Genomic DNA, 12,578 nt, shown 5'->3' on the forward strand with positions numbered 1-12,578 from the left:
AGGTTATGAATGTCGTTTTTGGGTGAAAATGATAAGAAAAGCGGAAGCGCCTTGACCAGGGGCGACAGGCAAAAGTCGAGCCTTCTTGACGGATTGGCTTATGACCCCGAGCCCCTAGGCGCTGGAGCCAGACAATTAGAAAAGCGGAAGAAAAGCGCAGCCTTCAGCTAGACATATCTCGAAGATTAACAGAAATATACAGCTAACTAGATTTGGCATATGGGAGGAACAAAATTGGCAATTAGAAAAATCGTAATGCACCCTGCAGAGATTCTTGAACAATCCTGCAAGGAAGTAGTAAAGTTTGATAAAAAATTAGCACGTATTCTGGATGATATGTATGACACAATGATTGAATTCGACGGGGTCGGACTAGCTGCTCCGCAAATAGGACTCGATGCCCGAATTGCGATCGTGGATATAGATGATGACTTCGGCACAATTGAAATGATGAACCCGCGTATTATCGAAACATCAGGAGAACAAACCGATCCAGAAGGCTGTCTCAGCTTTCCTGGATTATATGGTGAGGTTACCCGTCCTAATTATGTAAAGATTAAAGCGTTTGACAGAAAAGGGAGAGAGTACACACTTGAAGCCGAAGGTTTTTTAGCAAGAGCCATCCAGCATGAAATCGATCATCTAGACGGCATTCTATTTACCACCAAGGTTTCTAAATATCTTAAGGAAGAAGAGTTAGAAGGAGTAGAAAGTGAATGACCAAAATCGTTTTTATGGGGACACCGGATTTTTCAGTTCCAGTTTTACAGCAAATCATTAAGGATGGTTACGAGGTGATCGGGGTCGTAACTCAGCCTGACCGTCCAGTAGGGCGGAAGAAAGTATTAACACCGCCGCCTGTAAAGGTAGAAGCAGTCAAACACGGAATCCCTGTCTATCAACCGGAAAAAATCCGCCAAGAAGAAGAACTAGCCAAAGTGCTGGCCTTAGAGCCGGATTTAATTGTTACAGCAGCTTTCGGGCAAATTTTACCTAAGAAGCTGTTAGATGCACCAAAATTTGGCTGCATTAATGTACATGCTTCATTGTTGCCGGAGCTTCGCGGCGGTGCGCCAATTCATTATGCTATTATGCAAGGGAAAAAGAAGACGGGCGTTACCATTATGTATATGGTCGAAAAATTAGACGCAGGTGACATTTTAACAAGTGTGGAAGTACCGATTAGCGAAGAGGATAATGTGGGGACCCTGTTTGAAAAATTAAGTGCAGCGGGTGCGGAACTGTTATCCGAAACCCTGCCGCTTTTATTAGCCGGACATCTTACCCCTAAGCCTCAAAACGAGGCGGAAGCTACATTTGCCACCAACATTAAACGTGAGCAGGAAAAAATTGATTGGGAGAAAACGGGAGAAGAAATCTATAACCATATCCGCGGGTTAAACCCATGGCCCGTTGCATTTACGACAATGGAGGGTCAGGTTTTAAAAATTTGGCAGTCTGAAAAAGTAACGGGATTAACAAGTGAACCCGGGAAGATTTTAAAAATAGAATCAGATGGCTTCACGGTTGGAACAGGAAATAACACAGCCATTAAAATAATTGAACTACAGCCTTCGGGTAAAACCAAAATGCTCAGTGAACAATTTTTAAGAGGTGCTGGTTCTAAAATTACATTGGGCAGTAAGCTGGGAGAATAAGATGACCTCTACGAAAAAAAATGTACGTGCAATCGCTATGGACCTTTTAGTGACCATCGAGAAAAATCAATCATATAGCAACTTGCTTCTTAACAGCACAATTGAAAAGAATCAATTGTCCGCTGTCGATGTTGGATTATTAACAGAACTGACATATGGAACATTACAGAGACGAACGGTACTTGACTTCTATTTAACGCCTTTTGTCAAAGACAATAAAAAATTAGCTAACTGGATTCATCATTTACTTCGATTAACGCTCTATCAAATGGTTTATCTCGATCGGATTCCGGATCGGGCTGCAATTTTTGAAGCAGTAGAAATCGCCAAAGAACGCGGGCATAAAGGGATTGCCAGTTTGGTGAATGGGGTGCTCAGAAATATCCAGCGGCAAGGACTTCCATCCTTGGAGGAAGTGTCTGATCCAGTTGAAAGATTAGCAATTGAAACCAGCCACCCTTTATGGCTAGTTACTAGATGGGTTAACCAATTTGGGTATGATAAGACAAAAGAAATGTGTGAAATTAATTTAACGGCACCACTGCAAACAGCAAGAGTAAATCTCACGAAAATTTCTAGAGATGAGTGTGTTGCCTTATTAGAAGAGGATGGGTTTCAGATTGAGAAAAGTCCCATTATTCCTGAAGCCATCAGGTCATTAAAGGGAAACTTAGCCTCGACCATTTCTTTTAATTATGGAATGTTCACCATTCAAGATGAAAGTTCAATGCTTGCTGCTTATGCATTGGGGGCAAGGGAAGATGAATATATTCTCGATGCTTGTGCGGCACCGGGCGGAAAAAGTACCCATATTGCAGAAAAAATGAAAAATACTGGCGAAATCATCTCGGTTGACCTCCATCAGCACAAAGTTAGATTAATCAATGATAATGCCAAGCGATTAGGATTATCAAATATTATCACAAGTGTAGCGGATTCTCGCCATTTACAGGAAAAGTTCAAGCTTGAATCATTTGACCGGATCCTTCTTGATGCCCCTTGTTCAGGACTTGGAGTGATGAGAAGAAAGCCCGATATGAAATATACAAAGACCGAACAAGACATCGAACGGTTGAGCACTATTCAGCAAAACCTATTAGAGTCGGTTACCCCGCTCCTAAAAAAAGGTGGTATTCTTGTCTACAGTACTTGTACAGTAGATAAAGGGGAAAATGAACATACGGTTAAAAAGTTTTTGGAGAACCATCCTGAATTCGAAGGGGACACTACCTTAAAAGGCAGGATGCCAGAAGCGGTTCAACCCTTAATTACAAATTTTGATTTACAAATTTTCCCTCAGGATATTGGATCTGATGGGTTTTATATAGCAGCTTTAAGAAAGAAGGTGTAACAGTTGGAACAATTAAATACAACTGAGACAAAAACAACAATGGACACTAAAAAAAAATCAATCTATTCTCTTCAGCTTGATGAATTAAAAAACTGGTTATCGGAGAATGGAGAAAAAGCATTCCGGGCTGAGCAAATTTTCGATTGGCTTTATAAAAAAAGAATTACCTCGTTTGAAGATATGAGCAACCTGCCAAAGGGCTTGCGTGATAAGCTTGATGGTCATTTTCAGATTACGACATTGAATACGATTATCCAGCAAACATCAACTGATGGAACCATTAAATTCTTATTTGAGCTCCATGACGGCTACTCAATCGAAACGGTGCTTATGCGCCATGATTATGGAAATTCCGTTTGCGTCACCACACAGGTAGGCTGCCGAATCGGCTGTACCTTCTGTGCCTCAACTTTGGGCGGTTTGAAGAGACACCTAGAAGCCGGAGAAATTGTGGCGCAAGTGGTTAAGGTGCAACAGGCCCTGGATGAAACAGATGAGCGGGTAGACTCTGTCGTCATCATGGGGATTGGTGAGCCATTTGATAATTACGATAACATGCTTGCCTTTTTAAAAATCATCAATCACGATAAAGCATTGAATATTGGAGCACGCCATATTACCGTTTCGACTAGTGGAATCGTTCCAAAAATCTATCAATTCGCAGATGAAAATACGCAAATTAATTTTGCTATTTCCCTTCATGCACCTAATACCGAACTCAGGTCTAGATTAATGCCGATTAATAAGGCCTATAAACTTGATGACTTAATGAAAGCAGTACGGTATTATATCGATAAGACAGGTCGACGTATTAGTTTTGAATATGGCCTATTTGGCGGTGTAAATGATTCAACAGAACATGCTGAAGAATTAGCAGCGCTCTTAAAAGGACTAAAATGTCATGTGAATTTAATTCCTGTTAACTATGTACCAGAAAGAGATTATGTTCGTACACCACGGGATAAAATTTTTGCTTTTGAAAAAACACTGAAAAACTTGGGTATTAATGTAACAATCCGCCGAGAGCAGGGGTCAGATATTGCTGCAGCATGTGGACAACTTCGTGCAAAGGAGCGGAAGGAAGAGACGAGGTGAAGGGATGAAAGCAGTATTTCAGACAGATAGAGGGAGAGTGCGTCTTCACAATGAGGATGCCGGAGGTGTATTTAGAAATAAGGACGGTTACCGCCTTGCCATTGTTGCAGATGGCATGGGCGGACACCGTGCGGGTGATGTAGCAAGTGAGATGACGATCACGGCATTAAAAGCAGAATGGGAAGCAGCTAATGGGATTACGAGAGCCGGTGATGCGGAGAGTTGGCTTCAGGAGCAAATTAAGAAAGTAAATCTTTTACTATTAGATCATGCAACCAATAATTCTGAATGTGACGGAATGGGGACCACGATTGTTGCTGCAATCATCACGGATACGTTTGCAACCATTGCCAATATTGGTGATAGCAGGGGTTACTTGCTGAACGAATCTGGCTTTAAACAGATCACCGAAGACCATTCCCTTGTCAATGAACTTGTTAGATCAGGACAAATATCAAGAGAAGATGCCGAACATCATCCACGAAAGAATGTCTTATTGAGGGCATTAGGGACTGAAAAAACAGTCGAAATGGATATCAAAACGATCATTTTTGAAGAAGGAGATATCCTTTTACTATGCTCCGATGGTCTATCCAATAAAGTCAATGAAGCAGAAATGATGGAAATACTGCAAAATGATGAAAATTTACAACAAAAAGCAGGCACACTTATCTCACTTGCAAATGAAAATGGCGGAGAGGATAACATTACACTGGCTATTGTCGAGTTTTCTGAACCACGCGAGGATGATGTTTAGATGTTGATTGGAAAAAGATTAAGTGGCCGCTATAAAATATTGGATATGATTGGCGGAGGCGGCATGGCTAATGTCTACTTAGCTCATGATATGATCCTTGATCGTGATGTTGCGGTGAAAATGCTGCGACTTGATTTTGCAAATGATGAAGAATTTATCCGCAGGTTCCGGCGGGAGGCACAATCTGCAACCAGTCTTGCCCATCCGAACATTGTAAGTATTTATGACGTTGGCGAAGAAAATGACCTTTATTACATCGTAATGGAATTTGTAGATGGTCAAACATTAAAGCAATACATACAGCAAAATTCCCACCTTAGAGTGGAGGACGCGCTTGGAATCATGAGACAGCTTACCTCGGCGATCTCACATGCTCATCAAAATCATATTATCCATCGCGATATAAAGCCGCATAATATTTTGGTCGATCACGATGGAAATGTGAAAATTACGGACTTTGGTATTGCCATGGCACTTAGTGCCACGAGTATTACCCAGACAAATTCTGTCTTAGGATCCGTCCATTACCTATCACCCGAACAAGCTAGGGGAGGCATGGCAAATAGAAAGTCGGATATTTATTCATTAGGAATTGTCATGTTCGAGCTGTTGACAGGCAGGCTTCCTTTTTCTGGTGAGTCAGCTGTGTCAATCGCATTAAAGCATCTCCAATCGGAGACACCTTCTGTCAGAAGGTGGAATCCAAGCATCCCGCAAAGTGTTGAAAATATTGTCCTAAAGGCAACTGCCAAGGACCCATTTCATCGCTATAATAGTGTTGATGAAATGGAAGAGGACTTGCGAACAGCCCTTGATCCTGAGCGAATGAATGAACCAAAGTTTATTATTCCGGTTGATGATGATGCCACAAAAGCGATTCCAGTTATTACAGTGAACCAGCCCCTGAAAAATTTGGACGAAACATTGGTTCATAATAATGAAAAAGCAATAAATAATCAGAAAGATACATCAAATAAAGGTCATTCAAATGAGAAAAAACGGAAAAAGTGGCCCATCATTTTAATATCCACTTTTTTAGTTCTTGCCATTCTCGCCATACTTACTTTTACCCTTTTACCTAGTTTGTTAGTTCCTAAAGATGTTAAGGTTCCAGACTTAAGCGGTATGACCTTAGATGATGCCATTTCCAAACTGAAGTTAGAAGGGTTAACAGTCGGTAATCAAATTGAAATGACGGATGAAGAGGTAATTGAGGGGAATGTAATAAAGACAGACCCCGAAAATGGCAGTACGGTTAAAGAAAATTCAAAGGTTACCATCTATGTCAGCACAGGTAAGGAGAAATATGAAATATCCGATTATGTTGGCCGGCAATATGACGATGTTATTCGTTTGCTAGCAGACCAGGGATTTAAAGATATAAAGAAAATAGAAACGAATGATGACAGTGTACCCGGCACAATTATCAGTCAAAATATTGCAAACGGCGAAAAGGTTGTTCCAGATGAGACTAGTCTAGAGTTTGAAGTTAGTAAAGGGCCTGAAAAAATTGTTCTTAAGGATTTAACCCAATACAATTTGAAAGGTGCTCAAGTTTACGCATCCTTGGTAGGCCTAACTTTAGACTCCTCAGAAGAGAAATATGATGACAATATTGCTGCTGGAATGGTGATTTCTCAAGATCCAGCACCAGGAACAGAATTAGAAAAAGGTGACAAGGTTAAGGTCGTCATTTCTAAAGGGAAAGAAGATAAACCGCCAAAAGAAGTAATAATTGAATTGCAGATTCCATATGAACCGGCTGTACCTGGAGAACCTGGGCAAAAACAAAAGGTGACCATATTAATCGAGGATATGAACCACAGTATGACCGAACCTGCTGAGACCTTCGATATTACGGAAAATACGAAAAAGCAAATTAAGTTAATGATTCCTTATGGCAAGAAGGCTGGCTACAAAGTCATTCGTGATGACAAGGTGATTATCGATGAAAATAAAAACTATTCCGATATAGATGCTGACACTGGCACCGATACCACAACAGAAACAAATACACCTTCGAATAATTAGAATTGTTCTAGTCCTGTATAAGAAGGACGGAAATCGCGTAGATTTTAAAAGGAGAAAATTAATTATTGGTAAGTAAAAGGGCAAGGAGTGTAGCTATGCCTGAAGGAAAAATTGTCAAAGCATTAAGCGGTTTTTATTATGTTCTTCACAATGATAACCTGATCCAGTGCCGAGGACGAGGGGTTTTTCGGAAGAATAAAATTACCCCGCTTGTTGGTGATGAAGTTGTATTTCAAGCGGAAAATGATCTAGAGGGATATATTTTAGAAGTAAAAAAGCGTAAAAATGAATTAATTCGTCCGCCAATCGCCAATGTAGAACAGGCAATCCTAGTGTTCTCAGCCGTCGAACCTGATTTTAGCACCGTGCTTTTAGATCGTTTTCTCGTCTTGGTAGAGTTTAATCAAATTGAACCATTAATTTGTATTACCAAGATGGACCTCACCAATCATGAGGAAAGGGCTAGGATTGAAGAATATGCATCCCGATATCGGGATGCTGGATATGAGGTAATTCTCACCTCATCTGAAACAGAAGCAGGAATCGAACGGCTAAATCCACATATTGAAAACAAGATATCAGTTTTTGCTGGTCAATCGGGTGTCGGAAAATCTTCATTGCTGAACGTATTAAGGCCTGACCTTGAATTGAAAACAAATGATATATCATCACACCTAGGCAGGGGGAAACATACCACTAGGCATGTTGAGCTTATAAAGGTTGGGAATGGACTAATTGCTGATACCCCTGGCTTTAGTTCGTTAGAGTTTACGAACATTGAAGTGGATGATTTAACATCTTGTTTTCCGGAAATCCAAAAAGCTAGTGAAAATTGTAAATTTCGCGGCTGTCTACACGTAACGGAGCCTAAATGCGGGGTAAAAGCAGCCGTTGAATCAGGTGAAATTGCGTCCTATCGGTATGAGCATTATCTAGACTTTTTGCAGGAAATTAAAGATAGAAAGCCTAGGTATTAAGATAATAAAATTAACCCTCTATACTTTCAGCTGATTTTTCAAACTACTAGGAGGATAAAGCCAGGCTTCTAAAGCTGGCTTTTTTCCTTTATCGGAAAGGAAATGTGTCATGATCATCAATATACTTGCAGGGGGACCTGAAGAATTACTGCCTGATTTAAGCAGTTATCAAGGAGATGAGACAATCTGGGTGGGGGTTGACCGGGGGGTTTATCATCTGATTAACAGAGACATTATCCCTTCAATGGCATTTGGAGATTTTGATTCGGTAAGTGAAGAAGAATTATCAGCCATTGAACATCAGGTAACCGGCATAAAAAAGTATAAACCCGAGAAAGATGAAACCGATATGGAACTTGCCCTTAATTGGGCGCTTGAACAAAAACCTGATACTATTCATTTGTTTGGGGCCACCGGCGGCAGGCTTGATCATTTGCTCGCCAATGTCCAGCTGCTGCTCAATCCCATTAAAACGAAAAACCCAGCCAATGTTTACTTAATTGATGAAAAAAATATTGTTTTTTTAAAAGAGGCGGGGCACTATACCATTGAAAAAGTCGCCGCCAAAAAATATATTTCATTTGTCCCTTTATCCTTTGACGTTACGGATCTCACGCTTGAAGGCTTTAAATACCCGCTTAAAAACCGTCATATTTATCTCGGTTCCACACTATGTATTAGTAATGAACTTATTAGTGATTATGGTACTTTTTCATTTTCCAAAGGCATATTAATAGTGGTAAGAAGTAACGATTAATATGCACTTCAAAAATGGTACTGATTTCGTTCGTTTGAATACTATGTAGGGGCGTGCGGAAAAAGTGGCTTAAAATAAGCTGTGGGAGATTTGTGAGGAGGGACAGTATGAAATTTTATACAATTAAACTGCCGAAATTCTTAGGCGGACTTGTCCGAGCGATGATTGGGGCATTTAAAAAAGGCGAATAGAAACAGACTTTTTAACATGGGCACCCTTCAATTGGGTGCTTTTTATTTGCCATTTTGGTCATACTAAAAAGCGTAGTATAAAATTGTTCTTTTTTGTTCAAATATCATATAATGAGGCCCGTTTTAAAAAAAGGCTGTGTTAATCTTGAATGTTGATTTCCGCTCCAGNNTCCTCGGCGCTTAAGCGCCTGTTGAGTCTCCCCAGCCCCGTACTCCCGCAGGACTTTGAATTTGCATCCTTGAATCTGCCCACGCACGAAAGGAAATGCGATAGCATTTTCGAGGAGTCTTCGCCGTCTTCCGCTCCAATCAACGTGATAAAAAATCAACTATAACCCTTAACACAGCCTAATAAAAAAGAAAAAGCATCCAATAATTGGATGCTCGCATGTTTTATACGCGTTCTACTTTACCAGATCTTAACGCTCTTGCAGAAACCCAAACACGCTTAGGCTTTCCGTCAACAAGAATACGTACTTTTTGTAGGTTAGCACCCCATGTACGCTTGTTAGCGTTCATAGCGTGAGAACGTGCGTTACCAGTGGTTGTTTTTCTTCCAGTTACTACACATTTACGTGGCATTATGATTTCCCTCCTTAACTACCAAAAGCTTAGAACAACAGCTATAGATGTTCATTTGGATATAGAAAATTGTTATAAAAATTTTCTAGACTTGAGATACTTTAATAATTTATCACACAACGTATCTGATTGCAATACTTGTGGACAAACCTTTCAAGAAAAATTCCTTGACATAGATATTTGGTGAAAGCTCTTATAGTATAAGGCAAGTATCGCTTTCAATATTGGATTGACTATAGTAAAATGACTGTAGTCAAAGAGCAATTATCCAAAGGGGGAACGATTCATGTCCATTGAATTGAAAACAAAGTACGGACAAATTGATATTTCAAATGAAGTAATTGCAACAATTGCCGGAGGAGCAGCAATTGAATGCTACGGAATTGTCGGTATGGCCTCTAAAAACCAAATTAAAGATGGAATAACGGAAATACTACGAAAAGAAAACTTTACTCGCGGTGTAATTGTACGCCAAGAAAACGAGGCATTACATATTGATATGTACATTATTGTCAGCTATGGAACGAAAATTTCCGAAATTGCCCACAACGTGCAATCAAAGGTTAAATACACCCTCGATCAGACAGTTGGACTTGCCGTTGACTCGGTTAATATTTACGTTCAGGGAGTTCGTGTGACGAACACGTAATGAGGAGGAAAGTTTGTGTCAATAACTGTATTAGATGGAAAACGTTTCGCTGAGATGGTGATCCAAGGTGCCAACCATTTGTCTGCAAATGCCAAAATGGTTGATGCATTAAACGTTTTTCCTGTACCCGATGGTGATACTGGTACCAATATGAATCTATCCATGACTTCCGGTGCAAAGGAAGTAAAAAATAATCGTCAAGAACATATTGGTAAAGTAGGATCAGCCCTTTCAAGGGGTTTGCTTATGGGAGCACGTGGAAATTCCGGGGTTATTCTCTCGCAATTATTCCGTGGTTTCTCAAAGGCAGTGGAGTCTAAAGCCGTCATTTCGGGAAGTGATTTTGCCCATGCCTTAGAAGCAGGAGTAGAAACAGCCTATAAAGCTGTTATGAAACCTGTTGAGGGGACCATTTTAACAGTGGCAAAAGATTCGGCAAAGAGCGCTGTAGCAGCTGCTCAAAAGTCAGAAGATATTATCTATATAATGGAAGAAGTTCTTAAAGAAGCTAAGGCATCGCTTAAACGGACACCAGATTTACTACCGGTCCTAAAGGAAGTGGGCGTTGTGGATAGCGGCGGGCAGGGCCTTGTCTTTGTTTATGAAGGCTTTCTATCCCAATTAAAAGGGGAGAGTCTTCCTGAATCATCGGACTTACTGCCTTCCATGACGGAGCTGGTCAGTGCGGAACACCATAAAAGTGTTCAAGGACATATCAACACTGAAGATATTGTCTTTGGTTATTGCACTGAATTCATGGTTCGGTTTGAAGAGGAAAAGATCGCAAACCATCCGTTTAATGAAACGGCATTCCGTAATGATTTAAGTGAGTATGGTGATTCCCTGTTGGTGATTGCAGATGAAGACGTGGTTAAAGTCCACATTCATTCGGAACAGCCTGGAGAAGTGCTCACCTATGGCCAGCGGTACGGCAATTTAATCAACATGAAGATTGAAAACATGCGCCAGCAGCATACAAATATTGTTGGTGAGACACATGTGGCAACGAAATCTGAAGCTAGCCAAGCACCTAAAGAAATGCAAGAATATGGAGTCGTTACAGTATCGATGGGCTCAGGGATTGCCGAGTTGTTCAAAAGTATTGGCGCACATGCTGTAATTGAAGGCGGCCAAACGATGAACCCGAGTACAGAGGACATCGTGAAAGCGGTTAAAGATGTTCATGCGAAAAAGGTTTTCATTTTACCAAACAACAAGAACATTATCATGGCTGCTGAACAAGCTAAAGACGTTGCCGATGAAGAGATCTATGTTATTCCTTCTAAGACGGTACCACAAGGATTAGCTTCGCTCTTAGCCTTCAATCCATCTGCAGCGGTTGACGAAAATGAAGCAGCAATGAAGGAAGCCTTAAATCACGTTAAATCCGGGCAAATCACTTTTGCTGTCCGTGATACCTCTATTGATGGCTTAGAAATTGAAAAAGATGATTTCATGGGAATCTCCGAGGGGAAAATCGTGGTCAAAAGCAAAGATAAGGGAAAAGTAGCCGAAGACCTATTAGCGAAAATGCTTGATGAGGATTCAGAAATTCTAACCATTATATACGGTGAAGATGTGACCGAAGAAGAAGTGGCTGTACTATCTTCATTTGTGGAAGAACATTATGAAGATGTTGAAATTGAAATCCATGATGGCGGGCAACCATTATATTCATATATCTTTTCAATTGAATAAGAAACAGCTAAAATAGAAGGGGGGCCATTTTGGTCTTTCCCTTCTTTTTTTGCCTAAAAACGGATTCGTTTTCCCAAGGGAAACCGTAATATAAGATAGAACGACACTAAGGGAGAGAAACCTAATGAAATATAGAAGTGTGTTCGATATCATTGGTCCGGTTATGATTGGACCATCCAGTTCTCATACAGCTGGTGCTGCGAGAATCGGAAGAGTGGCAAGAAGCTTATTCGGCAGAGAACCGAAATGGGCCAATATTTCGTTATATGGCTCATTTGCTAAAACATATAAAGGCCATGGTACAGACGTAGCCCTAGTTGGCGGACTACTTGATTTTGATACAGACGATACGAGAATTATTGATGCTATTGATATCGCTAAACAAAAAGGAATGAAGCTTCGTTTTATTGAAGAAGATGCTGTAACAGATCACCCAAACACAGCAAGGGTTATTATTGGAGATCATAACGGCGAATTGGAATTGGTAGGGATCTCAATTGGTGGTGGGAAAATTGAGATTATTGAACTAAACGGCTTTCAATTAAAGCTTTCAGGAAACCATCCAGCGATTTTAGTTGTTCATAATGATCGTTTTGGGGCGATAGCCAGTGTGGCGAATATCCTCGCTAAATACGAACTTAATATCGGTCATATGGAGGTTGCCCGCAAAGATGTTGGTAAAATGGCGCTGATGACAATTGAAGTAGACCAAAATATTGATAATAAAATTCTTACAGAACTCGAACAGCTTCCGAACATACTAAAAGTAACAAAGATTGTAGAATGATGCAAAAGCGGGAAGTCTAGGCGTTAATGCTTGCTGTGAGATTAT

General features: G+C 40.5%; 13 protein-coding genes. 12 read left to right on the top strand and 1 reads right to left on the bottom strand.

All coding sequences use genetic code 11. From position 1 onward, the window contains the following. The first annotated feature begins 234 nt into the window (after positions 1–234). The 9 genes from def (at position 235) to spoVM (ending at position 8,817) form a co-directional block, all read left to right on the top strand. On the top strand, positions 235–720 hold the full coding sequence (gene def / locus J7E81_RS03515; protein WP_251028411.1) for a peptide deformylase: 486 nt from the start codon (positions 235–237) through the stop codon (positions 718–720). Continuing rightward, the gene (fmt, locus tag J7E81_RS03520) at positions 717–1,658 is read left to right on the top strand and encodes a methionyl-tRNA formyltransferase (protein ID WP_215040742.1); all 942 of its coding nucleotides are present in this window, start codon (positions 717–719) and stop codon (positions 1,656–1,658) included. Before def ends, fmt begins: the two co-directional genes overlap by 4 nt. 1 nt (position 1,659) lies before the next feature. Further along, on the top strand, positions 1,660–3,009 hold the full coding sequence (gene rsmB / locus J7E81_RS03525) for a 16S rRNA (cytosine(967)-C(5))-methyltransferase RsmB (protein ID WP_215040743.1): 1,350 nt from the start codon (positions 1,660–1,662) through the stop codon (positions 3,007–3,009). Between the two features lie 3 nt (positions 3,010–3,012). Further along, positions 3,013–4,104 carry a dual-specificity RNA methyltransferase RlmN gene (gene rlmN / locus J7E81_RS03530; RefSeq protein WP_215040744.1) on the top strand — a complete coding sequence of 364 codons (1,092 nt, stop codon included), beginning with the start codon at positions 3,013–3,015 and terminating at the stop codon, positions 4,102–4,104. Between the two features lie 4 nt (positions 4,105–4,108). Continuing rightward, positions 4,109–4,861 carry a Stp1/IreP family PP2C-type Ser/Thr phosphatase gene (locus J7E81_RS03535; protein WP_215040745.1) on the top strand — a complete coding sequence of 251 codons (753 nt, stop codon included), beginning with the start codon at positions 4,109–4,111 and terminating at the stop codon, positions 4,859–4,861. After that, positions 4,862–6,892, top strand: coding sequence for a Stk1 family PASTA domain-containing Ser/Thr kinase (gene pknB, locus J7E81_RS03540; protein WP_215040746.1), 2,031 nt, complete (start codon positions 4,862–4,864; stop codon positions 6,890–6,892). 95 nt (positions 6,893–6,987) lie between these two features. Then, positions 6,988–7,869 carry a ribosome small subunit-dependent GTPase A gene (gene rsgA, locus J7E81_RS03545; RefSeq protein WP_215040747.1) on the top strand — a complete coding sequence of 294 codons (882 nt, stop codon included), beginning with the start codon at positions 6,988–6,990 and terminating at the stop codon, positions 7,867–7,869. A 109-nt stretch (positions 7,870–7,978) separates the two neighbouring features. Further along, entirely contained in the window at positions 7,979–8,626 is a 648-nt protein-coding gene (locus J7E81_RS03550; RefSeq protein WP_215040748.1) for a thiamine diphosphokinase, read from the top strand. A gap of 107 nt (positions 8,627–8,733) precedes the next feature. Continuing rightward, positions 8,734–8,817 carry a stage V sporulation protein SpoVM gene (gene spoVM / locus J7E81_RS03555; RefSeq protein WP_098528769.1) on the top strand — a complete coding sequence of 28 codons (84 nt, stop codon included), beginning with the start codon at positions 8,734–8,736 and terminating at the stop codon, positions 8,815–8,817. Positions 8,818–9,210: 393 nt separating this feature from the next. Here spoVM and rpmB read toward each other — a convergent pair whose 3' ends face one another. Continuing rightward, positions 9,211–9,399, bottom strand: a complete 189-nt coding sequence (gene rpmB, locus J7E81_RS03560) for a 50S ribosomal protein L28 (RefSeq protein ID WP_053475625.1) — start codon at positions 9,397–9,399, stop codon at positions 9,211–9,213. 286 nt (positions 9,400–9,685) lie between these two features. Between rpmB and J7E81_RS03565 the strand changes: the two genes are divergently transcribed. From J7E81_RS03565 to sdaAB, 3 genes are all read left to right on the top strand, one after another. Continuing rightward, positions 9,686–10,048: an Asp23/Gls24 family envelope stress response protein gene (locus J7E81_RS03565; RefSeq protein WP_215040749.1), complete on the top strand. Its 363-nt coding sequence runs from the start codon at positions 9,686–9,688 to the stop codon at positions 10,046–10,048. A gap of 15 nt (positions 10,049–10,063) precedes the next feature. Beyond that, complete coding sequence (locus J7E81_RS03570; protein WP_215040750.1) at positions 10,064–11,746, top strand: DAK2 domain-containing protein; 1,683 nt, start codon at positions 10,064–10,066, stop codon at positions 11,744–11,746. A gap of 124 nt (positions 11,747–11,870) precedes the next feature. Continuing rightward, positions 11,871–12,533 carry an L-serine ammonia-lyase, iron-sulfur-dependent subunit beta gene (gene sdaAB / locus J7E81_RS03575; RefSeq protein WP_215040751.1) on the top strand — a complete coding sequence of 221 codons (663 nt, stop codon included), beginning with the start codon at positions 11,871–11,873 and terminating at the stop codon, positions 12,531–12,533. The last annotated feature ends 45 nt before the right edge of the window (positions 12,534–12,578 follow it).

This window comes from Bacillus sp. ISL-18, assembly GCF_018613415.1.
In the GTDB taxonomy this organism is placed as follows: domain Bacteria; phylum Bacillota; class Bacilli; order Bacillales; family Cytobacillaceae; genus Neobacillus.